The sequence below is a fragment of the Bradyrhizobium sp. HKCCYLRH3059 genome (assembly GCF_051168035.1).
Taxonomy (GTDB): Bacteria; Pseudomonadota; Alphaproteobacteria; order Rhizobiales; family Xanthobacteraceae; genus Bradyrhizobium.
The window spans coordinates 70,924-94,837 of the sequence record NZ_JBNPUF010000004.1 but is presented as its reverse complement, the minus strand read 5'-3'; the positions used below and the strand labels follow the sequence as shown (position 1 = coordinate 94,837).

The 23,914-nt window shown below is 64.5% G+C and carries 25 protein-coding genes and 1 tRNA gene; 13 read left to right on the top strand and 13 right to left on the bottom strand.

Features of this window, described 5'->3' with window-relative positions:
• The first annotated feature begins 4 nt into the window (after positions 1-4).
• On the top strand, positions 5-919 hold the full coding sequence (locus ACQR13_RS14265; RefSeq protein WP_315751629.1) for a hydroxymethylglutaryl-CoA lyase: 915 nt from the start codon (positions 5-7) through the stop codon (positions 917-919).
• A gap of 64 nt (positions 920-983) precedes the next feature.
• Here ACQR13_RS14265 and ACQR13_RS14260 read toward each other — a convergent pair whose 3' ends face one another.
• From ACQR13_RS14260 to ACQR13_RS14250, 3 genes are read right to left on the bottom strand one after another with little or no spacing between them, the layout of a single operon-like run.
• Positions 984-2,342, bottom strand: a complete 1,359-nt coding sequence (locus tag ACQR13_RS14260) for a TRAP transporter large permease (protein WP_315712058.1) — start codon at positions 2,340-2,342, stop codon at positions 984-986.
• A complete protein-coding gene (locus tag ACQR13_RS14255) occupies positions 2,339-2,884 on the bottom strand; it encodes a TRAP transporter small permease (protein ID WP_315751628.1) in 546 nt (181 codons plus the stop codon). Before ACQR13_RS14255 ends, ACQR13_RS14260 begins: the two co-directional genes overlap by 4 nt.
• Before the next feature lie 3 nt (positions 2,885-2,887).
• Positions 2,888-3,910, bottom strand: coding sequence for a TRAP transporter substrate-binding protein (locus tag ACQR13_RS14250; protein WP_315712055.1), 1,023 nt, complete (start codon positions 3,908-3,910; stop codon positions 2,888-2,890).
• Positions 3,911-4,272: 362 nt separating this feature from the next.
• Here ACQR13_RS14250 and ACQR13_RS14245 point away from each other — a divergent pair, with 362 nt between their 5' ends.
• The gene (locus ACQR13_RS14245) at positions 4,273-4,512 is read left to right on the top strand and encodes a pentapeptide MXKDX repeat protein (protein WP_315755521.1); all 240 of its coding nucleotides are present in this window, start codon (positions 4,273-4,275) and stop codon (positions 4,510-4,512) included.
• A gap of 119 nt (positions 4,513-4,631) precedes the next feature.
• Here ACQR13_RS14245 and ACQR13_RS14240 read toward each other — a convergent pair whose 3' ends face one another.
• Positions 4,632-4,985: a DUF6481 family protein gene (locus tag ACQR13_RS14240; RefSeq protein ID WP_315751626.1), complete on the bottom strand. Its 354-nt coding sequence runs from the start codon at positions 4,983-4,985 to the stop codon at positions 4,632-4,634.
• 323 nt (positions 4,986-5,308) lie between these two features.
• Here ACQR13_RS14240 and ACQR13_RS14235 point away from each other — a divergent pair, with 323 nt between their 5' ends.
• From ACQR13_RS14235 to ACQR13_RS14215, 5 genes are all read left to right on the top strand, one after another.
• A complete protein-coding gene (locus ACQR13_RS14235) occupies positions 5,309-5,554 on the top strand; it encodes a hypothetical protein (protein ID WP_315712050.1) in 246 nt (81 codons plus the stop codon).
• 11 nt (positions 5,555-5,565) lie between these two features.
• A complete protein-coding gene (locus tag ACQR13_RS14230) occupies positions 5,566-5,736 on the top strand; it encodes a hypothetical protein (protein ID WP_315751625.1) in 171 nt (56 codons plus the stop codon).
• A gap of 279 nt (positions 5,737-6,015) precedes the next feature.
• Entirely contained in the window at positions 6,016-6,900 is an 885-nt protein-coding gene (locus ACQR13_RS14225) for a hypothetical protein (protein WP_409998647.1), read from the top strand.
• Positions 6,901-7,055: 155 nt separating this feature from the next.
• Positions 7,056-7,442 (top strand): NUDIX hydrolase, encoded by a 387-nt coding sequence (locus ACQR13_RS14220; protein ID WP_315712048.1) that lies wholly within the window; start codon positions 7,056-7,058, stop codon positions 7,440-7,442.
• 47 nt (positions 7,443-7,489) lie between these two features.
• Positions 7,490-7,684: a hypothetical protein gene (locus tag ACQR13_RS14215; protein WP_315712046.1), complete on the top strand. Its 195-nt coding sequence runs from the start codon at positions 7,490-7,492 to the stop codon at positions 7,682-7,684.
• A 12-nt stretch (positions 7,685-7,696) separates the two neighbouring features.
• On the opposite strand, the gene ACQR13_RS14210 is transcribed toward ACQR13_RS14215, so the two are convergent.
• The 4 genes from ACQR13_RS14210 to ACQR13_RS14195 form a co-directional block, all read right to left on the bottom strand.
• Positions 7,697-8,125, bottom strand: coding sequence for a group II truncated hemoglobin (locus ACQR13_RS14210; RefSeq protein WP_315712045.1), 429 nt, complete (start codon positions 8,123-8,125; stop codon positions 7,697-7,699).
• Positions 8,126-8,220: 95 nt separating this feature from the next.
• Entirely contained in the window at positions 8,221-8,634 is a 414-nt protein-coding gene (locus tag ACQR13_RS14205) for a response regulator (RefSeq protein WP_315712626.1), read from the bottom strand.
• Positions 8,635-8,775: 141 nt separating this feature from the next.
• Positions 8,776-9,186: a hypothetical protein gene (locus tag ACQR13_RS14200; RefSeq protein ID WP_315712044.1), complete on the bottom strand. Its 411-nt coding sequence runs from the start codon at positions 9,184-9,186 to the stop codon at positions 8,776-8,778.
• 160 nt (positions 9,187-9,346) lie between these two features.
• The gene (locus ACQR13_RS14195) at positions 9,347-10,822 is read right to left on the bottom strand and encodes a helix-turn-helix domain-containing protein (protein WP_315712042.1); all 1,476 of its coding nucleotides are present in this window, start codon (positions 10,820-10,822) and stop codon (positions 9,347-9,349) included.
• 144 nt (positions 10,823-10,966) lie between these two features.
• On the opposite strand from ACQR13_RS14195, the gene ACQR13_RS14190 reads away from it, so the two are divergent.
• Complete coding sequence (locus ACQR13_RS14190) at positions 10,967-12,604, top strand: isocitrate lyase (protein ID WP_315751623.1); 1,638 nt, start codon at positions 10,967-10,969, stop codon at positions 12,602-12,604.
• A gap of 342 nt (positions 12,605-12,946) precedes the next feature.
• Here ACQR13_RS14190 and ACQR13_RS14185 read toward each other — a convergent pair whose 3' ends face one another.
• Together ACQR13_RS14185 and ACQR13_RS14180 are read right to left on the bottom strand one after the other, a co-directional pair.
• Positions 12,947-13,570, bottom strand: a complete 624-nt coding sequence (locus ACQR13_RS14185) for a LysE family translocator (protein WP_315751622.1) — start codon at positions 13,568-13,570, stop codon at positions 12,947-12,949.
• A gap of 123 nt (positions 13,571-13,693) precedes the next feature.
• Positions 13,694-13,900 (bottom strand): hypothetical protein, encoded by a 207-nt coding sequence (locus ACQR13_RS14180; RefSeq protein WP_315751621.1) that lies wholly within the window; start codon positions 13,898-13,900, stop codon positions 13,694-13,696.
• A gap of 758 nt (positions 13,901-14,658) precedes the next feature.
• Between ACQR13_RS14180 and ACQR13_RS14175 the strand changes: the two genes are divergently transcribed.
• The 5 genes from ACQR13_RS14175 (at position 14,659) to ACQR13_RS14155 (ending at position 18,281) form a co-directional block, all read left to right on the top strand.
• Positions 14,659-14,955: a hypothetical protein gene (locus ACQR13_RS14175; RefSeq protein ID WP_434862922.1), complete on the top strand. Its 297-nt coding sequence runs from the start codon at positions 14,659-14,661 to the stop codon at positions 14,953-14,955.
• A 260-nt stretch (positions 14,956-15,215) separates the two neighbouring features.
• A complete protein-coding gene (locus ACQR13_RS14170) occupies positions 15,216-15,686 on the top strand; it encodes a hypothetical protein (protein WP_434862921.1) in 471 nt (156 codons plus the stop codon).
• A 445-nt stretch (positions 15,687-16,131) separates the two neighbouring features.
• Positions 16,132-16,437 (top strand): hypothetical protein, encoded by a 306-nt coding sequence (locus ACQR13_RS14165; protein ID WP_315751619.1) that lies wholly within the window; start codon positions 16,132-16,134, stop codon positions 16,435-16,437.
• A gap of 564 nt (positions 16,438-17,001) precedes the next feature.
• Complete coding sequence (locus tag ACQR13_RS14160; RefSeq protein ID WP_316172328.1) at positions 17,002-17,427, top strand: helix-turn-helix domain-containing protein; 426 nt, start codon at positions 17,002-17,004, stop codon at positions 17,425-17,427.
• On the top strand, positions 17,424-18,281 hold the full coding sequence (locus ACQR13_RS14155; RefSeq protein ID WP_315751616.1) for an IS3 family transposase: 858 nt from the start codon (positions 17,424-17,426) through the stop codon (positions 18,279-18,281). The genes ACQR13_RS14160 and ACQR13_RS14155 overlap by 4 nt, the downstream gene beginning before the upstream one ends.
• A gap of 728 nt (positions 18,282-19,009) precedes the next feature.
• Here ACQR13_RS14155 and ACQR13_RS14150 read toward each other — a convergent pair.
• The 3 genes from ACQR13_RS14150 to ACQR13_RS14140 all read right to left on the bottom strand — a co-directional run bounded on the left by ACQR13_RS14150 (position 19,010) and on the right by ACQR13_RS14140 (position 23,835).
• The gene (locus ACQR13_RS14150; RefSeq protein ID WP_315751615.1) at positions 19,010-20,188 is read right to left on the bottom strand and encodes a TylF/MycF/NovP-related O-methyltransferase; all 1,179 of its coding nucleotides are present in this window, start codon (positions 20,186-20,188) and stop codon (positions 19,010-19,012) included.
• Between the two features lie 434 nt (positions 20,189-20,622).
• A tRNA-Lys gene (locus tag ACQR13_RS14145) sits at positions 20,623-20,698 on the bottom strand.
• A 431-nt stretch (positions 20,699-21,129) separates the two neighbouring features.
• Complete coding sequence (locus ACQR13_RS14140; protein WP_434862920.1) at positions 21,130-23,835, bottom strand: glycosyltransferase; 2,706 nt, start codon at positions 23,833-23,835, stop codon at positions 21,130-21,132.
• Positions 23,836-23,914: the final 79 nt, after the last annotated feature.

The following is a 23,914-nucleotide window of genomic DNA, read 5'->3' as shown; positions in this document are numbered from 1 at the left end:
CGGCATGAGCGAGAGCGTGCGCATCATCGAAATGGGCCCGCGGGACGGCCTGCAGAACGAGAAGATGTCGATCAGCGTCGCCGATCGCATCGCCTTCATCCGCGCGCTGGTCGCGGCGGGCCTGACCACGGTCGAGGTCGGCGCCTTCGTCTCGCCCAAGGCGATCCCGCAGATGGTGGGCTCGGACGAGGTCATGCGCAGCGTGGCTGCACTGCCCGGCGAATTCCATGTGCTGGTGCCCAATGTGAAGGGCTATGAGGCCGCGCGCGCCGCCGGCGCCAGGGTGATTTCCGTGTTCACTGCGGCCTCCGAGAGCTTCTCCCGCGCCAACATCAACTGTTCGATCGCGGAGTCGCTGGAGCGCTTCAAGCCGGTGATCGCCCACGCCAGGACCGACGGCATCAAGGTGCGCGGCTACGTCTCCTGCGCGCTTGGCTGTCCCTATGAAGGTGAGATCAAGCCGCAGGCCGTAGCCGGCGTAGCCAAGGCGCTGTGGGATCTGGGCTGCTACGAGGTCTCGCTGGGTGACACGATCGGTGTCGGGACGCCGCTCAAGGCCAAGCAGATGCTGCGCGCCGTCTGCGACGATGTGCCGGTGACGCATCTGGCGATGCATTTCCACGACACCTACGGCCAGGCGCTGGCCAATCTCTATGCGGGCATGGAGGAGGGCGTCCGCGTCATCGATGCCGCGGCCGGCGGCCTCGGCGGCTGCCCGTTTGCGCCGGGCGCGACTGGCAACGTCGCGACCGAGGACGTCGTCTACATGCTCGAAGGCATGGGCATCCGCACCGGCGTCGACATGACGAAACTGCTGGCCGCCACCAACGACATGAGCCGGCTGCTCGGTCGGCCACCCGTCAGCCGTGTTGCAGCGGCGCTGAACGCGAAGAACAGGCGAATAGCGAATGGCGAGTAGCGAATAGGGGGCCCACTCGCTAGATCCCTATTCGCTAATGCCTATTCGCCATTCACGGGCCGCGTCAGCGGCTCAGATCCGGCCCCATCACGAGATCCGGCAGCGCCGTCGAGATCTGCGGCACGAAGCAGAGCAGCAGCACGGCGGCCATCATCAGCAGGACGAACGGCAGCGTGCCCCAGATCACCTCGCGCAGCGGGATGTCCGGCGCGACGTTCCTGATGACGAAGATGTTCAGACCCACCGGCGGGTGAATCAGGCCCATCTCCATCACGATCGTCATCACCACGCCGAACCAGATGATGTCGAAGTTTGCTGCCCGCAGAGGCGGCAGGATGATCGGGGCAGTCATCAGGATGATCGATACCGGCGGCAGGAAGAAGCCGAGCACGACCACCATCAGCAGGATCGCGAACAACAGTTCCCAGCGCGGCAGGTGCATCGCCACGATGGACTCCGCCACCGACTGCGAGATGTGCAGGTAGCTCATCACGTAGGAGTACAGCAGCGACATGCCGATGATCAGCATCAGCATGGTCGATTCGCGCAGCGTCGCCTTCATGATGGGCGCGAGATCGGCCGGGCTCCAGACGCGGTAGATGATCGCGATCAGCACGAGCGCGAGGATACCGCCGAGACCGGCTGTTTCCGATGGCGTGGCGAGGCCGCCATAGAGCGCGACCATGACGCCGGTCAGCAGCAGCACGAACGGAATCACGCGTGGCAGCACGGAGAAGCGCTGCGCCATCGTAAAATCGTCCTTGGTCAGGATGTCCGACCACGCGCCCGATTTCTCATAGACGGCTTTCGCGCGCGCATATTCCTGCCGGAAGCGCACCACCGAATAGACGCCGAACAGGGTCACCAGCAGCAGCCCGGGGCCGATACCGGCCAGGAACAGCCGTCCCAGCGATTTCTCCGCCGCGATCGCGAACAGGATCATCGTAATCGAGGGCGGCAGCAGAATGCCGAGCGTGCCGCCGGCCGCGATGATGCCGGCGGCGAAGCCCCCGGAATAGCCGCGCTTGCGCATCTCGGGAATTCCGGCCGAGCCGATCGCCGAGCAGGTCGCGGGGGATGATCCCGCCATCGCCGCGAACAGCGCGCAGGCGAACACGTTGGCGACGCCCAATCCGCCGGGCACGCGATGCAGCCACGCATGCAGCGCCGAGTAGAGGTCCTGGCCTGCGCGGGAGCGGCCGATCGCCGCGCCCTTGAGGATGAACAGCGGGATCGACAGCAGCGTGATCGACGCCATTTCCTCGTAGACGTTCTGCGTGACCGTATCGAGCGACGCGGCAGGCATGTAGATGGCCATGAACACGACGGCCACGGCGCCGAGCGCGAACGCGATCGGCATGCCCGCGAACATCGCAAACAGGGTCGAGAGTCCGTAGGCAACCCCAATCCCGAACACGCTCATCGACGCGCTCCGGTCAGCGGAGCCACGATCTGCAGCAGCATCTGCAGGCACAGCAGGGTCATCCCGGCGGCCATCAGGCCGTAAGGAATCGCCAGCGGCGGCGACCACATCGAATTCGAGACCTGACCATCGACCCAGGCCTCATGTGTCAGGGTCCAGGATTTCCAAGTGAAGAAGGCACAAAACAAAAAGCTCGCGACGTCGACCAGCCAGAGCCTGATCTTGTTGGCGAGCGGCGACATCAGCCCAACGAAGGCTTCGATGCTGACGTGGCCGCGATGCTCCTGCACATAGGCCGCAGTCATGAAGGTGGCGCCGACGAGCAAGAACACGGCGGCTTCGTCCTGCCAGTAGTTGGCGGCCTTGAACAGTGCACGGCCCGCCACGCTGTAGCTCAGGATGAGGCAGGCCGCGACCAGTGCGAACGCGGCCAGAACCACGATGATGCGATTGAGCAGCGAGACAACACGCTGGAGCGGCGCCAGCGGACCGCTGGCGCCGATGGCTGTCGTGGCCTCGGTATCGATAACGGGCGCGTGCATCAATCAGGCCGCGACGTCGGAAGCGAGCTTGAGGAGCTTGGCGCAGTTCGCAGACTTGCCGCCATAGTCCTTCCAGGCCGTGTCACGGGCAATGTCGCGCCATTTGTTGACGGTCTGGACATCGAGCTCCACAACCTTCGCGCCCGCCTTTTCGTAGACCTTGGCAACTTCGATGTCGTCGTCCTGCGCGCCCTTGCGCCCGAACGCCTCCATCTCCGCGCCGACCGCCAGGAGGATGTCCTGCTGGTTCTTCGGCAGCTTGTCGAACGAGGCCTTGGACATCATCAGCGGCTCGAGCATGAACCAGTACGACGCCTTGGCGCCGGAGGTCAGGGCCTTCGACACTTCCTCCAGGCGGAACGAGATCAGGCTGGTCGACGAGGTGATGCCGGCATCGCAGGCGCCGGTCTGCATCGCGGTGTAGATTTCGTTCGATGGCACCGACAGCACCGAGGCGCCGGCGGTCTGCAGCACCATGTCCATCTCGCGCGAGCCGCCGCGCACCTTCATGCCCTTGGCGTCCTCCGGCGTCACCAGCGGCCGCGATCGGCTGGCAACGCCGCCCGCCTGCCAGACCCAGGTCAGCAGGATGATGCCCTTGTCGGCCAGAAAATCGCTCAGCGTCTTGCCGACCGGCTCATTCTTCCAGCGCATGCCCTGGTCGTAGGTCGTGACCAGACCCGGCATCAGCGCGATGTTGGTCTCAGGCACTTCGCCGCCGGCGTAAGGCATCGGATAGAGGCTGATGTCGAGCGCGCCCTTCCGCATGGCCGAGAACTGCGCGACGGTCTTGATGAGCGAGGAGTTGGGATAGATCTCGGTCGCGATCTCGCCGCCGGAGCGCTTCGCAACCTCTTCGGAGAACACCCGGCAGAGCCGGTCGCGGAAATCGCCCTTGTCAATGGTGCCGCCGGGAAACTGGTGAGAGATCTTCAGCGTCGTTGCTGCGTGGGCCGTACCGGTTCCAAAACGCAGCATGGCCGGCGCAGCGAGCGCGGATGCGATGACATGACGGCGTGTGAGCATGAGATTTCCCCTGAACAACTTCTGGTTGGGTTCCCGACCCGGTTCGTTGGCGTGACTTATACCAGCCAATCTGTCGAGCTTACCTCTAGCCGAACTAGACAGTTCGTTCGAGGCCAAATGCATGGGAAGCGACATATTGCTGCGGCGCACGTACCGGCCTGTGAATCCCTTGCGCGGTTGTACTAACATGATCTTGCCGGGCAAAATTGTGTCCTCGATTCCGGAACGGGACGCATTCGAGTCAAATTTGATCGAACAAAATTCTCGCCCGCGCTCGTAACAATCGCCTTCATCGGAACGTCGATATCCAAGAACGGCGCGTCCGTCGCCGTCGAACCCCGTCATACGAAGGAGCGATCATCATGACCAATCGTAGCCGCCTCATCCTCGGTATCTCCGCTGCCGCCCTCGCGTTCAACGTGGCCGTCGCGCCGGCGGCCTTCGCGGAGGACAAGATGAGCAAGGACGATGGGATGAAAAAGGGCGCGATGTCCCACGACGGCATGAAGAAGGACTCGATGGCGAAAGACGCCATGAAGAAGGACGATGCCATGTCCAAGGACGGGATGAAGAAGGACGACGGCATGATGAAGAAGAACTAGCTCGTCTCGCACGGCATCGTGCGATGGGACGACCGTATCAGTCCCATCGCCGATGAATTGAGGAGTCGCGCGATGCCGGACGCGACGACACGCAGGTCTCGTGGCGGCGGCGTCGCTGCTTACTTCTTCTTTCCACGGGCCTTGCGCGCGGCGTAGCGCGCATCACGCTTCGCCTTCTGCTCAGCTTCCATCTCGGCCAAGCGGGCGGCTTCTTCTTCCGCCTCGCGCGCAAGCCGGGCACTCTCGGCGGCCTTGGCCTCTTCCTCGAGACGCTGTTGCTCAGCCTTGGCGGCCTCGCGCTCCAATCGCTGCTGCTCGCGGCGGGTGGCGGCGGCCTCGCGCTCCTGCCGTCGCTTCACGACTTCGGGATCGTCCGGTCCCGGCTGCGATTTGAACTTCTGCACGATGCTCTGGCGGGCCTGCTGCGCGGCCTTCTGCCGATCGGCAAATCCAGGTTCCTTGAATCCTCTCATGGAGACGTCGTCACTTCGCTATTTGGGTGTTCGATCAGGGTGTGGTCGGTCAGGGGCTGCACGCGCCGCCAGGCAATTCTTCCACGAGTTCGTGAACACGAGCGGAGGCCGACGCGAGCCCGTGTGTATAGGATCGCATGCGTCGATGACAAATGCTTTATCGCCGCTCCTCCACATCCGTCCTGCCTGGCGCTTGCATGGCGCTCGCCGGAGGCTATGTAACCATCCCCGTCGCTGACGCAGGTCGGCCGGCCGTGAGTCGCTTCACGCCTCGCGGGCACCAGCGCACCGCCCGGGTGCGACATCCAACGGAGTTGACCGGCATGACCTCTGTTCGCCGCGGGCGCATGGCGCTCGGCCTCGCGCTCGTCGCTCTCGTGGTCAGCGCATGCGTGATGACGGCGGTCCTCGCCCGCCCGAGGCCCGTTTCGGCCGGTGTGCTGGGTTCCGAATGGGAATGCGGGCAGCTGTTCTGGGTGACGAGCTGTACCCGGATCGAATCGATCTCGCCGGCATCGCGCCAGCAGCAGCAACCGCACGGTGAGGCCGCTGGCCTGCGTGCCGCCTAGGCGCACCGGCGATGAGTACGCAGGGGCCGGATAGACGTGGCGCCGTGGCGGCACTCGTGTTCGCGGCGCTCGTCGTGGCCTTCGGCTTGTGGCTGGCCCGCAGCCTGACCTCCGCAAGCCGGATGCAGGACTGCCTGATGTCGGGACGAACCAACTGCAATGTGATCGTGCCCGACCGGTGACCGCCGATCTGCCCGTACCGGATCGGCAAGGCCGCGCCGGCGAGTTTGCATGATCGGAGCGGCGAATCAGCCGGCGTCTCGGTTAACCTGACGGCAGCAGGTTGACGGCAGCAGGTTGACTTGGCCGCAAAATCGTCGGGATTTTACCCGTTTGTCGCGCAAACTATGGTGTGTCCGGACCATCCACGCCGAAGCCGGCGATCCGGGATCATCAATCCGCATCACACCCCGCGTGCGCGGCAACCAGCGCAGACGGCGGGCGATCAAGGGTAGGGGAGAATGACGTTGTCCAACCAGAGCACACGGTGGCTGCCCGCGATCGCGATCCTGACCGCGGTCGTGATCCCCGCCCAAGCCTGGGCGCAAACCCAGGACCAGGCTGGTCCTGGCGCCGGGCATTCGCCCCAGGCCCGCCCGCCGGGTGTCATTCGCCAAGCGCCGACCCAGGGTGGGCAACCGGCCGGCCAGCCCCATGTCCAGATCCCGCGGCAAGCCGGCCCCATGGCCGGCCAGCCGCAGGGAGCACAGCCGGGCGCACCGCCGCGGGCTGCCGTTGGCCCTCAGGGACGTCCGCCGGGAGCCGGTCAGGGCTTCGCAGCGGGCCACGGCCCGGGCCCTGGTCCGGCGATGGCCGGGCGGGGACCGGATGCGCGTTATGCGCACGGCCGGGTCGCGGTGCGCGACTATGGTGGGCAGTCTTATCGCGGCCGCGTCGGCTGGGAGGGTGGCCGATGGCGGCACGAGGTTCACAACGGCCGCCCGGGCTGGTGGTGGGACGTCGGCGGCGTCTGGTACTATTATCCCGAGCCCATGGAAGGGCCGCCGACCTACGTGTCGGAGGACTATGCTGACGATGTGGTCTATGCGCCGTCGGCGGCCTACGAGGCGCCCCCGCCGGTTGCCTACGAGCCGGCGCCGCCTCCGGCCGAAGTCGATCCGGGCGCCAGCGCGCTCGGGGGCGCGATCATCGGCGGGGTGCTCGGCGGTATCCTCACCGGCAAGGCGGGCGGTGCCGCGGCGGGCGCCGTGCTTGGTGGTGCCACCGGCGCGATCGCCGGCGCTACGGCTGCGGCGCGACCAGGCTACTATCTGTCGCAGGGCAATTGCTACTATCGATATCCGTCGGGAGAGTATGTGGCGGTCGATCCGCGCTCCTGCTACTGAGCGCTGCCGACGGTCGGAGCGCTGCAGTGAGCTTGGTTGGCCGCTGCGGAGCTCTGGCCGAATCTCCGCAAAGCTCCGGAGCGGGAGTTGGAGCGAATCTTGATAGACTCCACTTCATTGTTCGTCACTGTTCGAGAGGTGAGAGCTCCGGGGCCATGACCAAGGCGTCCAAGCTGGTTGCCGCCAAGGGCGGAAGGGTTCTCCTGGTCCGGCGCCGGGCCGACGGGCGCTGGATGTTTCCGGGTGGCCGCAAACGCGCGCAGGAGACGGCGAAGGACTGCCTGAAGCGCGAAATCAAGGAGGAGCTTCCCAAGCTCAAGCTCGGCCGGCTGCGGCTATGGAAGGAAGTCACCGCCAAAAACAAGCGCTCGGGTCGCAAGATGAGCGACGCCATCTTCATCGCCAAGCATGCCAAAGGGCGCCTGGAGATCGGAGACAAGAAGGAGATCGACCGCGCGGTGTGGCAAAAGCCCTACGGACTCAGCCTGACGCCGACGTCGCGCTACATCCGCGACCAGCTGTTTCCACGAAAGTCGGACTGAACCATCGTATGCTGGGAACATCCCGGCCGCTTGGGCGTTATCTGCCCATGCCTTACGATAGCACAGACAGACAGCCTCGCGTCCTCACGCCGGAAGAGCGTCGGGCGCGTGACGCCACCCGCAGGGCTGATGCCGAGCAGGCCATGCGCGATCACGAGGCGGCCCAGCGGGCCTTTTACGCCAACCGCGAGCGGCTCAGGGCCGAGCGTCTGGCGCGGGAGGCCGCCACCAAGTCGGGCTGACGGGCGTTCCTGTCAGCTCGCCTTGCGGCTCCGGAACGCATTCGCCATCCGCAGGAACGCTTGATCCAGCAACGCATACATGTCGCCGGTGATGTCGCAATCGAACATCGCGCGGCGCATGCATGTCATCCACTCGTCGCGCTCGGCGTCGCCGATCGGATACGGACGGTGCGCGGACATGATGCAGCGATGTTCGGCCCGCTCGAAATAAAGCGCTGGCCCGCCCAGCCATCCACTGAGAAATTCGAACAGCAACTGCTTGATCGGACCGAGATCGGCGTCGTGCATCGCGCGGATGCGGCTGGCGCCGGGCTCCTGGTCCATGATGGTGTAAAAGCGCTCCGCCAGACGGCGCACGCCGGCTTCGCCGCCGACGAGCTCATAGGGCGTCGCCTCGTTCACAACTGCTTCTGCTTCGCTGGCCGAATTCGCTGCCGTCATCGCATCTCATTTCCGCTCGCCCCTCTGCAGCCAACAAGCGGCAGAGGTATGGCGCCTTGATCTGGATCAAGCGGGAAAACGAGCGTGCGTTCGGGCTAGCGGATGCTGGCTTTGACGAGGCGCTGCCGGTCGGTGTCGGCGGCGATCTGGCGCAGCGTCTGTCGGAGCAAAGCGAGGTCGACCGGCTTGGAGAACGGCGGATAGACATTCAGGCCGAGGATCTTGCCGGCGCGGACCGTGACGTCGCGGGTCTGATCGTCGGAGCCGCTGATGATCAGCACCGGGGTGCGGGATTTGATGTCCGCCAACAGCTGCAACACCTCGGTGCCGGAGCGCTCGCCGAGATTCAGGTCGAGCGTGATGCATTCGAAATTGCGCCGGCGCAGCACGCTCATCGCGCCGTCGACCGAGTTCACGCCGGTCGTCGCAAAGCCTGCCTGCACGGCGATCTTGCGCAGGATCGACAGATGAACGTCGGCATCTTCGATCACGAGAAGTTCGTTCAGCATGGTCCCCGTGCGGCTGGTGTGTCGGCTACAGATGGACCCGCGGAACTTAAGAGGGGGTTTCTGATTTCCTCGTAAACATTCGATCCCGTAGAACAACGGAAAATCTGCACGCTATCCGCCATTGCCGCGGCGTCGCGCGGCTCAGAACGGCCGCCGGCTCGACATCGCGTTGGAGGAGCCTGGCAGATTGGTCGTCGGCGTCGAAGCGGGCGGTGGCAAGCGGCCGCGCGATTGGCGCCAGTGCTGGACGTGCAGGAGGATGCCGGCCACCAGCAGCGGCGCGACGGCGGCCACCGCCAGCAGCGGCGACAGCGGCTTGGGGGTGACCATCTCCATCGTCATCTCGCAGACCATCCAGATGGCTGCGGACGCCAGCACGAAGTCGCGGGAGGGGATGCGGAGCCAGTACAGGAAGCCGGTGATGATCGCGGCCGGCGCAATGATCGGGCCGATCATGTAGAAGTTCAGCTCGGGCGGCGTCACGGCGTCCAGAACCATCGATGCCAGCAGCCACAGGCTGAGGAACATCACAACGCCGTCGACGTATCTCATGGCCAACCTCCGCCGCGACATTTTGGCGCAATCTTTGTCCGGTTTATGGCTGTTCCGTCAAGGGCCCAGGCGTCCCGGGACGATTTGCAGCCCGATCCGATGGATTATCGCCCGCGGCCAGGCATACCGACCAGTTCCTGGTTCCACGACCATCCCCTGCTCAATCCGCCGAAAACCCGAACGGAACCGACGACGTCCGGAAATCGTCCGGCAGGATCTCGCGCCCGATCGGCGGCGCGGAGCGTGCCGCGCATTTCGGCCGGTGGCAGACCCGGCAGGCAACGCCGATCGGGGTCGGCGCGTCGGCATCAGGCCCGTGGCCGTCGCGGGTATAGATCAGCTGCCCCGCATGCTCGGCGGCGCAGCCGACCGCAATCGCCCGCTCGACGCGCACCGCGCCATAGGAGCCGCCGCCGGCGGTCACGGTGCGGGCGATCGAGAAGAACCGGCGGCCGTCGGGCAGCTCCAGCCATTGGGTCACGATCTGGCGCGGCGTCTTGAAGATGCCGTGCACCGACCACAGCGGGCAGGCGCCGCCATGCCGGGCGAACGGGAAGCCGGCGCCGTCGAGCAGCTTCGACACGTTGCCGGCGGGATCGACGCGGATCAGGAAGAACGGGATCCGTTCCGCGCCCGGCTTCTGCAGGGTGGTGACGCGATGCGCCGTCTGCTCGAAGCTGGTGCCGAACTGCCGCGCCAGCGCCTCGAGATCGTAGGCCCTGGCATCGACGGCTTTGGCGAAGATCGAATAGGGCATGATGATCGCAGCCGCCGCGTAGGCCGCGAGCGCGCGGCGCGCCAGCAGCTCGGCGGTCTTGCTGGCGAACTTGCCATCCTCGAGTGCCGCGCCGATTTCGGTGTCGAGCTCGAGATAAGCGAGCTGCCGGGCGAGCTCGAATTTCAGGCTCGCGCTGTCCAGCGAGTCCTCGATCAGCAATTGCCGGCGGTGCAGGTCGAGCCGCCTGAGCGAGCCAAGCATCACGTTCGGCGGCATGTAGCGGACCTGGAGATTATGCCGGACGCGAAAGCGCTCGATGAAGCCGGCCGGCCCGGCGGAGACCTGCGGAGCCCCCGTCGGCGCCCCCTGGAAGATGGCCTGCGCCAGCCGCTCGGCGGCATCGTCGAGCTGGGCAAAGTTGTTGCGGCGGGCGGCGAGGAAGCGGCGGACATCGGCGACGGGATCGTTGGCGTCGAAGCCGTCATTGCCAACGCGGGGCGCGCTGCCGGCCGGCACCGGAGCGCGCTGCTCGGCCAGCGCGAGCTGCTCCTCGCGATACGCCGTGTAGAGGCGCAGGAACGCCTCGGTCATGCCGGGATAGCTGACGGCGAGATCGCTGATCTCCAGCGCGGGGATGTCGATGTCGGAGAACATCGGGTCCTTGAGGACCGACTGCATCCGCGCGGTGTGGTCGGCCCCGCCGTCGCCGGCGAGATCGGCAAGGTCGATCTTGTAGGTCCGCGCCAGCCGCAGCAGCATGTCGGCCGTCACCGGCCTCTGGTTCCGCTCCAAGAGCGCCACGTAAGGCGCTGAGATTTCGAGGTCCGCGGCCATGTCGGCCTGGGTCAGGCCGAGCTCGCGCCGGAGCCGGCGCAGGCGCGGGCCCATGAAGATCGATCGTGCCGTGGCGGTGGTCATGGCCAAATTCCGGTCTTGTAATCTCCTTACAGCTATACACGAGAAGTTTGTAAAGTGTGACAAGTTTTCCGCGCAATGTCTGGTCCGCCGGCGCCGGGTGCTTACAACAGGTCCCAGGTTGTCCTTAACCAAGGGATCACGGACATGAACTTTCAACCGCGTGGACTGAACGACCAGGCTCTCCAGGGCCCCTCGTCCTACCAGGCCGAGGTCGAGGCGGCGCGTGCGCTGCTCGAGACCAACCCGACCTGGAACGGCGTCACCGCCGAAGCCGTGGCGCGCATGCGCCTGCAGAACCGCTTCAGGACCGGCCTCGACGTCGCCCGCTACACCGCGGCCGTGATGCGCGCCGACATGGCCGCCTATGACAATGATAGCACCAAGTACACCCAGTCGCTGGGCTGCTGGCATGGCTTCATCGCGCAGCAGAAGCTGATCTCGATCAAGAAGCATTTCGGCAAGACCGACCGCCGCTACCTCTATCTCTCGGGCTGGATGATCGCGGCGCTGCGCTCCGAGTTCGGCCCGCTGCCGGACCAGTCGATGCATGAGAAGACCTCGGTGCCCGCGCTGATCGAGGAGCTCTACACCTTCCTGCGCCAGGCCGACTCGCGCGAGCTCAATGACCTGTTCCGCAGCCTCGACGCGGCCCGCAAGGCCGGCGACAAGGCGAAGGAGACCGAGATCATCGCCAAGATCGACGGCTTCCAGACCCACGTCGTCCCTGTGATCGCCGACATCGACGCCGGCTTCGGCAATGCCGAGGCGACGTATCTGCTCGCCAAGAAGATGATCGAGGCGGGCGCCTGCGCGCTGCAGATCGAGAACCAGGTCTCTGACGAGAAGCAGTGCGGCCATCAGGACGGCAAGGTCACCGTGCCGCATGACGTCTTCCTGGCCAAGATCCGCGCCTGCCGCCACGCCTTCCTGGAGCTCGGCGTCGAGGACGGCATCATCGTCACCCGCACCGACTCGCTCGGCGCCGGCCTGACGCAGCAGATCGCCTTCTCTAGCCAGCCCGGCGATCTCGGCGACCAGTACAACAGCTTCCTCGACTGCGAGGAGGTCACGCCCGAGAACGCCCGCAACGGCGACGTCATCATCAACCGCGACGGCAAGATGCTGCGTCCGAAGCGGCTGCCCTCCAACCTCTACCAGTTCCGTCCCGGCACCGGTGAGGACCGCTGCGTGCTCGACTGCATCACCTCGCTGCAGAACGGCGCCGACCTGTTGTGGATCGAGACCGAGAAGCCGCATATCGAGCAGATCGCCAAGATGGTCGACCGCATCCGCAAGGTGATCCCGAACGCCAAGCTGGCCTACAACAACTCGCCGTCGTTCAACTGGACCCTCAACTTCCGTTGGCAGGTCTATGACGCGATGAAGGAGGCGGGCCAGGACGTCAGCAAGTACAACCGCGCCGAGCTGATGAAGGCGGAGTACGACGACACCCCGCTGGCGAAGGAAGCCGACGAGCGCATCCGCACCTTCCAGGCGGATTCGGCCAAGCGCGCCGGCATCTTCCACCACCTGATCACGCTGCCGACCTACCACACGGCCGCGCTCTCGACCGACAACCTCGCCCGCGAGTACTTTGGCGAGCAGGGCATGCTGGGCTACGTCAAGAACGTCCAGCGCGCCGAGATCCGCCAGGGCATCGCCTGCGTCAAGCACCAGAACATGGCCGGCTCCGACATCGGCGACGACCACAAGGAGTACTTCGCCGGCGAGAAGGCCCTGAAGGCCGGCGGCGCGCACAACACGATGAACCAGTTCGGCTGATCTCTGCCGGGTGAACTGCTGAACTGATGAGACCCGTCTGGAGCCATTGGCTTCAGGCGGGTCTCGCTTTTTGATGGTACGCCTAACGGCGGAGTGCGGTCGCGTACGCGGCTTAAGGTTTGTGGCGCACTCGCTCCACACCGTCATGGCCGGGCTTGTCCCGGCCATCCACGTCGATCGGCGTCCTTGGAACGCCATGGATGCCCGGGCCTTCGCCGCGCCGAAGCGGCTTCGGCCGCGCAGGCGGGACAAGCCCGGGCATGACGAGTAACAAATTGACCAACTTCGTGTGGCTGAGGATTGTCTCGTCATCCGCGACCGCTTCGCCCCAGCGCGACCACCTCAGCGCTCGCTCAGCGCCAGCCGCGCGCCGAGCAGTGCGAAGCCGCCGGCGAACGCCCGGCGCAGCCACGCCATCACCCGGGGGCGGCTGACGACGCGATCGCGCACCGCCGAGGCGAACAGCCCGTAGACCACGAACACCGCGAACGTCATCGCCATGAACGTGCCCGACAGCTCGAGCATGGCGGCGAGCGGATGCACTTCGTCCGCGGCGATGAACTGCGGCAGGAAGGCGAGGAAGAAGATCGACAGCTTGGGATTGAGGATGTTGATCAGAAAGCCGGTCAGCACCACGCGCCCGGCCGAGCGCGCCGCGTCCTTCGCGTCATCCTTGGCCTCCACCGAGAGCGCGCCACGCTCACCGAGCGTCTGCCAGGCCATGTACAAGAGATACGCAACGCCACACCATTTCAGCGCGGCGAAGGCCAGCGCGCTGGTGTGCAGCACGGCGGCAAGCCCGATGATCGCAGCGAGCATCGCCGGGATGATGCCGAGCGTGCAGCCGAACGCCGCGGCGACGCTCATCCGCGATCCCTTCGTCAGCGCCACCGCGAGCGTGTAGAGCACGCCGGTGCCGGGCGAGGCCACCACGATCAGCGAGGTCAAGAGGAAGGCGTAGGACATCGGGAAAGCTCCTTAGGCGAGACGAGGCGCATGAGCCCGCAAGGCGCGGCAGCAGCCTCGGCGCATCGCCGCGCTCGATCTCGGCGGGCTGCTGATCGCTGAACACGGGTGATGGCCACGATGTCAGGGAGCCCTCGCCATTTCAACCGGCTCGGACGCCCGATGCGGCCGCTGCATCGCCTCGAGGCGAGGGCCGGCGGCGTCGGCCTCGCCGCAGCCGGCGAGCATGACCCCGCCGATCGTGAGCCGTGGGCTCGTGCCGCAATGCGACGGCCAGGCGATGATGGCGGCGATGTTGCCGAGGAGGAGAACGGCGAGCAGGACGAGCATGGCCCGCCGTCCTGTTGGCGTGGGTGACGACATCGGGACTTCCTCACGATACGGTTGACGCGATCGCGGCTGCACCGCGACGATCGCCATCGGTTCGATCGGGGGCGGCCACACATGCGAACACACGCCGCGGACGCGGCGCTTTTGCGCAGGTCGGATGTCGCCATGTAAGATCTTGTTGCTGTTCGTGCGCGCACTCCCGGCAGCCGGTGATTGCAAGCCGCGCGCGTCCGCACCGCAGGGACGCAACGGGCGACGTCGCTCAGTCCCGCCGCATGACGACCTATCGGCCTGACCATCTGAACCTCATCACGTTGCAGGGGGGGGCGGGGCAGGTGGGCGCGGTCAACCATCGTCGCGACGCCTTGCGCGCCCGAGCTGTGCCGGTCGTCTCGCCCCCATGAAACAGAGGGCGCGGGGAATGCCGGGTGAGGGCCTCACCCATGGCCCGCCTGCAGAAGAAAAAGCAGGCGGCAGTCACCACAGGTTCAGCCGGATCAACCCGGCATTCCCCGCGCGATGGTCTTCACGCTTATACGCGATCTCCCCGGTGTCCGGCTTGATAGCCACCGTCGCCCTCGGGGATCATCACCCCCAGGACTTGGCGCCAGCTTCGGGGCGCCAGGACCACGCGATTTCACGTCCGCACGGGGTCGTTCGTCCGCGCGCCTCAAGCACGCTGCGACCCGCCTGCGGCCACCGCATCCCGCGCCCAACGTCCGTGACGATCGCGATCCGCCCCTCTCGAGGAGCACGGGATGGGGACAGTCAATCATGAATTTCGGAAAAATGGAAGAGGAATATTTTTCAGAAGCGGACTGGACAGAGGTGATCGTGTTGAGCGGCCTGATGAAATAAGTTTGTCCGCGCATCCTCACAGCACATGTTGCTGGAAAGCGCAGCGCCGTCGCGCCATGATCCGGGAATGCCCACCGGTCACCGCAACCTGCGCGGGTGCCGAACGCGCCGCCTTGGCATTGATCGCGAGGAAGGTCGTGGCGGAGCAACCGCGTCATGTTGATGACCCTGAATTCCCGCCGCTGGCGATCGTCTGACACATGACCACCGACGTATTTGATGCTGGGGGACGACAGCGACTGTGTCCTGTCGGCAACGTCATCGGTTTTTGATAGTCGCTCTATTCCCCCTAAGGTTGCGGCTATTGTTCCCCAGATCGGCCCCTGCTACCGCTAGTCAACAACAGTAGGGGTGCTGTGGGGGCTCAAATGGACTATTTGCGTTGGATGGCCACCTGGGTGGCCATCCTTGGAGGGCGTGCCTTGGCGGGTGTGCTGCGCCGCTTGCGGTCAACAATGTGACCGACATCAGGTCCAGCACGGGCAGCCGAGGAATCGACGTCTACGAGCCGAAGCGCCGAACCGACGCAAGCGTGCCCGAGTTCGCGGGTGACCAGCTTGTGGAAGTGCGAACTTTTCACAATCCCGGCGGAGGAGGCGAGGTCGAGATGGCCGGGGCCTCCTGCTCACTGGAAGCCTCCGGTTTCAGCGCAACCATGACGAGCCCCGCGAAGGTGCGCGTGCCGCTCTATCGCGGACAGTCGAGCACGCTTGCCGTGACCTGCCAAAAGCCCGGCTATCAAAAGCGAATGATCACGGTCGCACCCTTCGATGCGACGCGCCAGGCTCGTCTGGCCAGCGGCGTCAATGGCGGGATCCTTGGTGCGGTCATCGTGGCAGGCATCGATGCCGCCGCCGACAACACGAAGAACGACTGGCGTTATCCCGTGGCGAAGGTCGTGCTGGAGGCCGATGCCCCCGGCGGGTAAGGGAGCGGATTTTTCGTCATTGGCGGTTACGGCAGTTGCGGTGACGGTGCATGAAACTGCCGCGCCAAGTAGCGGGGTCAAATTTGCGCACCGGAATTCTCGCTCAAGGCCGCCCGACCGGAGGCAGTCCCCGGGCCTGCCGCAAGCACTCGGTCTCAGACTGTCCGCGCCACCGGCAGTCGTCATACTTGATACTTGGCCGACAGGAGCGCGACCATCAGGACAGCGATCAGCACCATGCACGCCAATGCCTGACGATGGTCCGCCTTCATGGATGGCTCACGCCAGTCTAACCTGTCCCGGCGCGTCAAGCTGGAAAACGTTGCGCCGTCGCGCCATGATCCGGCCGTGGCCAGCATTCATGCTGGCCGGCCGCTGCAACCTCGGCAGGCGCCATGCGTGGCGAGGGCGCGTCGCCGGCCGCTGAACCCTGGAGTGTACGACCATGAGAGCCCTCGCGCTGATCCCCCTGATCGCATGCCTCGCCGGCTGCGGGATGGTCGACGCCGTTCAAAACGGACTTGCCTACAGCCGGGCTGTCGAAGCCGACCTCCTCGCCGAAACCGGCGTGCGTCCCGCAGTCGGCTTCAACTGGAACAACGGCACGCTGACGTCGGTCATGGTGACCTTCCCCAAGCTCTACACCGCCAAGCCGCTGTCGGAGCTGTCGGAGAAGGTCCGGGCCGCGGTGATCAAGGAATTCAAGCAGAGCCCGAAGCAGCTGGTGCTTGGGTTTGCGGTGAGCGGGTGAGGGGCTAAGGCAGTGCGGCCGCGTTACCTGACGTCGATGGAAGTTTAGTGCACTGTCACCGTAATCTGGCCGCTCCAAGAAGCACTCGGTCGGAGAAGCAGAATGTCGGAATGGCTGACGACCTATTGGCCCGCCATTCTGGTTGGCGTGGTGTTCGGAACACTCTTCTCGTTGGTCAGAATTCTTGCGCCGATTTGTCTTCAGCGCCGTCCTGTTCCTGATCGCCTACAAGGTGCTCGTCAACGCGATGGGGCATGCCGGGGCGCGATGGGATCATCAACTCGCCGGCGCCGCCCTGCTGGGGATCTTCGCCGGTTGCCTCGTGCGCCCTGGTGTCGCCCGAATGGTCAGGACATTCAGATCAACGGGACATGCCGGCCCGGAATCGTGATGACATCGCCGGTTGGTGCGGCGACAGTGCGTTCGATCCCCGCGCCGGCGCCATGCTGCGGAGCGACATCAATGCCAGGCATTCACGCCATGAGAGCCCTCGCGCTGATCCCCCTCATTGGATTACGGTGACAGTGCTGGACTGCCCCCCTGAAGTGAGACACGATAATCTCGGTGACAGGCATTCCGAGGATGACCTGTGGCAGCAAGAGGGAAGAAGCGTCAGTTCCGACGGCTTACAAGCTGAAGGCGATCAAGCGTGTCGAGCGAGGCGAAGGCGTTCTGCCTGTGGCGCGAGAGCTTGGGATATCGCGCAAGATCCTGCACGACTGGATCAAGGCCTGGAAGGCGCAAGGGCCCGACGGCTTAAACCGCAAGCCGGGACCGAAGCCCGGCCCCCGGAAGCTCAAAGCTCCAGCAACCTACGACGACAAGCGGTCCGCACTGGCGCTGGCGAATGCCCGCATCGTCGAACTCGAACGGCTGGTCGGCCGCCAGCAGATGGATCTCGATTTTTTTCGGCAAGCCTTGCGCGCATTGGAGCGGCCGGTAGCGCAAGGCAAACCCGCACCCGCATCGTCGAAGTCGTCCAAGCCATGACGTCGGAGACGACGGACTCCAATGCCGATGTGCAACGGCTCTGCCGCTTGGCCGGTCTGCCGCGCGCGACCTATTACCGGCATCTCAACAGACGCAGTCGTGAGGTGGCCGACTGCGAGTTGCGCGACCAGATCCAACGCATTTGCCTCAAGCATCCGTTCTACGGCTACCGGCGCGTGACAGCCACCATCAGGCGCAAAGGCATGGTCGTCAATGCCAAGAAAGTGCTTAGACTCATGCGCGAGGATAATCTTCTCGCGCAGCGTAAGGTGCCATTCCTGAAGCCGCTGGCAGAGCGGCCAAGGGACATTGTTGTCGTACCGAACCTCGTGCGTGGCTTGGTGCCGTCCGCTCCTGACCAGATCTGGGTCGCGGACATCACCTACGTCCATCTCGCCACGACCTTCGCCTACCTCGCGGTCATACTCGACGGGTTCTCGCGCAAGGCGGTTGGCTGGGCATTCGAGAGCACGCTCGATGCCTCGCTCGCAATCTCGGCATTGGAAAAGGCAATCGAGACCCGCAAGCCCGAGCGCGGCAGCCTGATCCATCACTCAGATCGCGGCGTGCAGTACGCCTCGATCGCCTATCGCCAGATCTTGGCGGATCGTGACATCACGATCAGCATGAGCAGACCTGGAAACCCGTTCGACAACGCCAAGGCTGAAAGCTTCATGAAGACGCTCAAGGCCGAAGAGGTTAACGGCAAGGCGTTCTCCGACATCAAAGACGCTCGTCGCCGGATCGATCGCTTCATCGCGGACGTCTACAACAAGCGACGCCTGCACTCGGCGCTCGGCTACCGATCGCCTCTTGAGTTCGAAGCCGCGTTCGCGCAAAACAAAGCACGATAGCACGTTGTGGCAACCGCTCTGTCACCGAGATTATCGTGTCTCACTTCAGGGGGGCAGTCCAGCACTGTCACCGTAATTCCGGACTTCGGTCGTCGCTTACTAATGGAAAGCTCTGGTCTGCCGTAACGAGAATTTGAAATCAAGATGATATCGAAGTTTGATCTCTATCAATGATGCAACTGCAAGCCGAATAAATGGTGGGTGGTGGAATTCGTATATTCTCTCGGGGGCGAAAGTGCGTACTTTTGGAATGATGCTCGTCGCAATCCTGCTGCTGCCGGCGACACTGACTATTACAGCGGCGGCTGAGCCGGTCAATAGTCGTGCTGAAACTTGGATTCTGGCCCAGCAAAGCAACAAGCAGGTGAGCACACCTACGCCAAAAGGAAAGTCATGCAGTCAGTCGTGCTCGAATGGAAGCAGCTGTAGCACTAGCTGCGATCCTGGCGAAAGAGCGGATTGCTACTGTAGCTCTATCAGCGGCGATGCCAAATGCGAGTGCACAAAATCAAAGAAACGGCTGCTGTCTATACAGAAAAAATGACGCGCCGAAATATCCCTGGACTACGAAGACGGAGCACCAAGTTGAACGATCGGTGCCCCCTCGGGAAAGGCGACGGCTAATATTGTGCACCGTCACCGTACTTCCCGAATTCAATAAATCAAGGACTGCAACGCTCGATTGTGCCTTGGATTGGCCGAACTAGCCAGTCGGCATGTGGACAACCTTACGCCGTCGTCATCCCAAAAAACCGCTTCACGGTGGCGGTGCACAAAAATGGAGCTATGAAGCGCCGCTTCCGGCGTACAGCCCCCGGCGCCGGTGGCGGCTTGATGATCAGGCCTTGCCCTGTGGGAAGCGCGAGAATGGCGACGCCATGCTGAGAGGCCCAAGCGTCGAATGCACGCTTCTGGGCTTCGTAGCGGACGAAACCATAATCGTCGAGCAGAACCGGGGCGCCGGGCTGGAGCTTGCTCCAGAAGTGGTCGATGGCCGCGATCTCGGGCGTGACGTTGTTCATGTCGATCGAGAGATAAGCGACGGCATTGATGTCGACGGTCGACAGGCTCGATGGGACACTGCCACGAATGATTTCGACGTTGTTGTATTCGGAGAAGTTGCGAACGGTATCCTCATAGATGTCGGTCTTGTACATCTCTCTGAAGTAGCCGAGGTTGCCGCTTGCGACCTCCTCATCGGTGACGAGGCGCTCGTCGACACCGGTAAACGTATCAAACAGAAAAAATCGACGTTGGAGGTTGTTCCAGTCGAGATAGTGCATAATCGAAGAGCTGAGCATGCCGCGACAGACGCCGCATTCGACGAAATCGCCGCCAAGGCTGACGCCGATGCTGGCGCACCACAGTGCAACATGCGTCCGCCAGAAATAGCGAGGCTCATAGCCCTCGGCGGCGGCGCCTCGTTCGTAGGCGGCGACGAAGCCGGGATCCCGCATGAAGTCATGGTTGTGCACGATCGCGGGATCGGTTCGCAGTCCGGCGTAGTCGTATACGGGTGTGTAGAGCCGGGGGCCGGCAACGTCCGGAGTCGAGGGCTCGCTCGAGTTGGTGCCGTCGTTCGCTCCGGCCAGTTGCAGCTTGAGTTTGATGAGCTCGGTCGACATCTCACGAAGCGCCAAACTCTCGCGCTGCAGGTTCTGGAGATAGCTGGCCGATACCGTCTCGGTCGGTTCGCTGGCTTGCGAATCCGGTGGGACTTGATCCTCACCTTCGTTGCCCAATCGCGCGGGATCGAGTTCGGCGGCGTCGTTCGGTCCTGCTTCGTTGTCCTGCTCGCTGGCATTGCGGGCCGACGAGACCAGCTGATGGAGCGTCGATTGGCGAATGAGTTGGAAGCCGACGCCGTTGAGCAGCCGGTTGATCACGGCGCCATAGCTTGCAGACATGCTGGCTCCACTGGCGCGAACGCCTAGCCAAAAAGGCCTTACTGGAATTCGATGAAAATGACTTGCGATACCTTTGGTTGTCGACCTTAGCACCCTGGTTGCGCAGACTGCAATTCCGGCAGACGTGGAGGTGCCGACATGATCGAGCTGACGCGCGGTGATTGGGCAGCTTCTTCGTGACATCGCCTTGGTGGAAGAGATCATGGAGACGTCCCGCCAGCTTCGCGCGAGCATCGTAGCCAAGGGAATGACTGAGGATCCAAAGCCGCGTGAGGATCGAGGGCGTTCGACTCATCGAGTATGAAATCGAGTTCCGATCGAGACGCATTCAGGCTGCCGCTTACGGGCGATCCAGGCCACGCATCGTCTTACCGATGTGCCGACGTGGCCAAGGGAGGCGTCTGCCAGGCTGACTATTCGATCGTTCGGGATCTTGGTGAGCGCGCCGGGACTCGAACCCGGGACCCCATGATTAAAAGTCACGTGCTCTACCGGCTGAGCTACGCGCTCGCTTCCAAGAAGCGGTGCGACGGCAGGGCCGTCACTGTCCGGATCGTCGGCAGGTCCCCATCGGAACGCTTTAGGCGTGGCCGTGGTTCACTGCGGCATGAGATCGGGGCGGCAAAAAACCCCGACCTTGGGCCGCATGCTGTCGTGGGCGCTGTGTAGGGGGTGGGTCCGTTCCGGTCAATAGGGCGGGCGGGGGAAACCACGGGAGATCGACGATCGTTTCGGGCGCGGCGATGACGGTGCCGTAGCCCGCCATGAGGCGCCGTCATGAGACGCCGTCGGCGCTCGAGAGAGCGGCGGCGGAGGCGACCTGCGGGGGCTCACGGGCCGTCGCGATGACCCCGGATGTCGCTGCCGCCTGCGCCCCCTCGGGCCCAGGCGTCCGCTCATCCGGGCTACGCGGCCTACGTTTCCGCAGGCCTCGCTCGGCGCTACGCCTTATCCGCCGCCTTCGTTGCCGCCGCGCTCAGCGGCGCCGGTTGCATTCCGGGCCCGGCCAGCTCGGGCACCCAGACCGGGCGCAGGCCGATCAGCTCGGCGGTGCGGACGGTGGCGTGGCGCCAGAACTCGAAGGAGTTGATGCGGGACATCTCCAGCAGCGCGATGGCGACCGCTGAGAGGAACGGCAGGCTCTCCAGGATCAGGACGGCGGCGAAGATGTAGAGCTCGGTGATGGCAAGCGTGTTGGTCACGATCAGAATCGTGGCGCCGATCAGGAGCAGGGCGCCGATCACGGCCTCCCAGAACGCCTGGAACTCGATCGACATCCGCGACAGGCCGCCCTTGGACGTGCGGGCGAACGCCAGGTGCTCGGTGATCAGGCCCTGCGCCACGGCGCGGCTGACCGTCCACTGCACGCTCATCGCCGCGACCATCGCGCCCAGCATCTGCCACGGCTTCACCGCCACCCGCAGCCGGTAGAGAATCAGGAAGTGGGCGAGCGAGACCACGAAGGCGGCGAGGATCGGGATGGTCAGGATCTTGTCGGGAATGGCGATGCCGGCGAAGGCAACGATCGGCGTCCAGATCAGGTTGAGGATCGCCACCACGACGCCGAGGCTCTCGGCGCCGAGCCAGTTGAGCCAGCCGAGCGAGAACTCGCGCTTCTGGTCCGAGGTCAGCCGGCTGTGGCCGGGCAGGAAGCGGCGCCAGTGCTTCTTGACGATCTGGAAGCCGCCATAGGCCCAGCGATGGCGCTGCTTCTTGAACGCCTCGTAGGTGTCGGGCAGGAGGCCCTGGCCGTAGCGGGTGTTGGTGTAGTGGGTCTGCCAGCCGAGCTCCTGGATCGCGAGGCCGAGATCGGTGTCCTCGCAGATCGTGTCGCTCGACCAGCCGCCGGCCATGTCCATCGCCGCGCGCCGGATCAGGCACATCGTGCCGTGCACGATGATCGCGTTCTCCTCGTTGCGCTGAACCATGCCGATGTCGAAGAAGCCGGCGTACTCGCCGTTCATGATGTAGTGCATCAGCGACAGGTGCTCGTCGCGATGCTCCTGCGGCGCCTGCACCAGGCCGACGGCGGGGTCGGCGAAGGCCGGCACGAGGTCGGAGAGCCAGTCCGGCGTCACGACATAGTCGGCGTCGATGATGCCGATGATCTCGGCATCGACAGCGGTGCGCTCCATCGCGATGCGCAGCGCGCCGGCCTTGAAGCCCTTGACCTTCTCGGCGTTGATGAACTTGAAGCGCTCGCCGAGCATGCGGCAGTGATCCTGGATCGGCTGCCAGAACGCCGGGTCGGGCGTGTTGTTGATGATGCACACGACCTCGTAGTTCGGGTAGTCGAGCCGGGCCAGCGCATCGAGCGTCTGCTTCATCATGTCGACCGGCTCGAAATAGGCCGGCACGTGGATCGACACCTTCGGGCAATAGCCCTCCGGCATCGCGGCGCGCTCTTGCGCGACCTTGTCGCGGGTCAAGAGGCGCTGCGGCTCGCGGCCGAAGGCGATCGCGGCGATCTCCTCGATGCGGGCCATCGCGATGAGGATCAGAGGAACCAGGAGGATCAGGCCCAGCGTCAGCGCGAAGGTCGAGCCCCAGACGAAATAGTGCACGTTCCAATAGGCGAAGACGTTGGAGACCCAGGCGCCGACGCCGTGTGCCGTGATGGCGAGCATCATCGCCTGCAGCACGGTCGGCTGGCGCAGCCGCACGATCGGCAGCGACAAGAGCACGCCGACCAGGAGCGCGATGGTCGCGAGCTGCCAATAGTCGGGATTCACGATCGGGCCGGTCCAGGCGAATTTCGCCTCGCGCGCGGCATTGAGGACGCCCCAGTACGGGCCGACGCCGCCTTCGAAATATTTCCAGGGCTGATCGATCGCCTCGACGATGTTGTATTCCATGCCGATCGAGGCGGCCTGGGCCAGAAAATTGCGCAGCACCTTGGCCTGGCGGAGCGGGCCCGGCACGGCGGGGCCGCGGCCGTCGCCGCTGCGGCTGTAGCCCTGGCTCGGCCAGCCGAACTCGGCGATCATGATGCGCTTGCCGGTGAACTGCTTCTTCAGGAGCTGATAGCGATCCACCGCCTGATCGACGGCCTGGTCGTCGGTGAAGAATTCCCAATAGGGCAGGACGTGCGCGGCGATGAAGTCGACATTGGCCGCGAGCTCGGGGTTGTCGCGCCAGGTGTTCCAGACGTCGCCGGTGGTGACGGGCACGTTGACCGACTTCTTCACGCGCTTGATCTTCTCGATCAGCTCATCGACCTTCTGGGTCGCCGTGAGGATGGTCTCGTTGCCGACCACGATGCCGATGACATTGCTGTTGCGGCGGGCAAGGGTGATGGCCGACTGGATCTCGCGCTCGTTGCGGTCCGGATCCTTGTCGATCCAGGCGCCGAGCATCACCTTCAGCCCCGCCTCCGCCGCCAGCGGCGGCACGATCTCGAGGCCGCCGGTAGACGAGTAGAGCCGGATGGCCCGCGTCATCGTGGCGAGCTTCTTCATGTCGGCGCGGATGCGTTCCGGCGAGGCCACGGTGTTGGCGCCGGGAGCCCCGGTTCCTTCATGCGGATCGTAGGAGACGCTCTGCAGCAGGCCGGTAAAACTGGGGGCCTCCTGTTTGTCCTGCAGCAGTCCCCAGAGGGCGGCGTGCACAGCGGTGACGAGGAGCAGGACGGCGACAACGGCACGCATTGGAGGGGCAACCATTCCTAGGATCAAGTCAGCGGTGAAGCGGAGCGGTCGATCGCCGTTCCATCTCGGGTATGCGATG

Excerpts from the sequence above, each read along its gene's own strand:
- ACQR13_RS14265 (WP_315751629.1), top strand. The coding sequence starts at position 5 with ATGAGCGAGAGCGTGCGCATCATCGAAATGGGCCCGCGGGACGGCCTG.
- ACQR13_RS14260 (WP_315712058.1), bottom strand. The coding sequence starts at position 2,342 with ATGAGCGTGTTCGGGATTGGGGTTGCCTACGGACTCTCGACCCTGTTT.
- ACQR13_RS14255 (WP_315751628.1), bottom strand. The coding sequence starts at position 2,884 with ATGCACGCGCCCGTTATCGATACCGAGGCCACGACAGCCATCGGCGCC.
- ACQR13_RS14250 (WP_315712055.1), bottom strand. The coding sequence starts at position 3,910 with ATGCTCACACGCCGTCATGTCATCGCATCCGCGCTCGCTGCGCCGGCC.
- ACQR13_RS14245 (WP_315755521.1), top strand. The coding sequence starts at position 4,273 with ATGACCAATCGTAGCCGCCTCATCCTCGGTATCTCCGCTGCCGCCCTC.
- ACQR13_RS14240 (WP_315751626.1), bottom strand. The coding sequence starts at position 4,985 with ATGAGAGGATTCAAGGAACCTGGATTTGCCGATCGGCAGAAGGCCGCG.
- ACQR13_RS14235 (WP_315712050.1), top strand. The coding sequence starts at position 5,309 with ATGACCTCTGTTCGCCGCGGGCGCATGGCGCTCGGCCTCGCGCTCGTC.
- ACQR13_RS14230 (WP_315751625.1), top strand. The coding sequence starts at position 5,566 with ATGAGTACGCAGGGGCCGGATAGACGTGGCGCCGTGGCGGCACTCGTG.
- ACQR13_RS14225 (WP_409998647.1), top strand. The coding sequence starts at position 6,016 with ATGACGTTGTCCAACCAGAGCACACGGTGGCTGCCCGCGATCGCGATC.
- ACQR13_RS14220 (WP_315712048.1), top strand. The coding sequence starts at position 7,056 with ATGACCAAGGCGTCCAAGCTGGTTGCCGCCAAGGGCGGAAGGGTTCTC.
- ACQR13_RS14215 (WP_315712046.1), top strand. The coding sequence starts at position 7,490 with ATGCCTTACGATAGCACAGACAGACAGCCTCGCGTCCTCACGCCGGAA.
- ACQR13_RS14210 (WP_315712045.1), bottom strand. The coding sequence starts at position 8,125 with ATGACGGCAGCGAATTCGGCCAGCGAAGCAGAAGCAGTTGTGAACGAG.
- ACQR13_RS14205 (WP_315712626.1), bottom strand. The coding sequence starts at position 8,634 with ATGCTGAACGAACTTCTCGTGATCGAAGATGCCGACGTTCATCTGTCG.
- ACQR13_RS14200 (WP_315712044.1), bottom strand. The coding sequence starts at position 9,186 with ATGAGATACGTCGACGGCGTTGTGATGTTCCTCAGCCTGTGGCTGCTG.
- ACQR13_RS14195 (WP_315712042.1), bottom strand. The coding sequence starts at position 10,822 with ATGACCACCGCCACGGCACGATCGATCTTCATGGGCCCGCGCCTGCGC.
- ACQR13_RS14190 (WP_315751623.1), top strand. The coding sequence starts at position 10,967 with ATGAACTTTCAACCGCGTGGACTGAACGACCAGGCTCTCCAGGGCCCC.
- ACQR13_RS14185 (WP_315751622.1), bottom strand. The coding sequence starts at position 13,570 with ATGTCCTACGCCTTCCTCTTGACCTCGCTGATCGTGGTGGCCTCGCCC.
- ACQR13_RS14180 (WP_315751621.1), bottom strand. The coding sequence starts at position 13,900 with ATGCTCGTCCTGCTCGCCGTTCTCCTCCTCGGCAACATCGCCGCCATC.
- ACQR13_RS14175 (WP_434862922.1), top strand. The coding sequence starts at position 14,659 with ATGGGGACAGTCAATCATGAATTTCGGAAAAATGGAAGAGGAATATTT.
- ACQR13_RS14165 (WP_315751619.1), top strand. The coding sequence starts at position 16,132 with ATGAGAGCCCTCGCGCTGATCCCCCTGATCGCATGCCTCGCCGGCTGC.
- ACQR13_RS14155 (WP_315751616.1), top strand. The coding sequence starts at position 17,424 with ATGACGTCGGAGACGACGGACTCCAATGCCGATGTGCAACGGCTCTGC.
- ACQR13_RS14150 (WP_315751615.1), bottom strand. The coding sequence starts at position 20,188 with ATGTCTGCAAGCTATGGCGCCGTGATCAACCGGCTGCTCAACGGCGTC.
- ACQR13_RS14140 (WP_434862920.1), bottom strand. The coding sequence starts at position 23,835 with ATGCGTGCCGTTGTCGCCGTCCTGCTCCTCGTCACCGCTGTGCACGCC.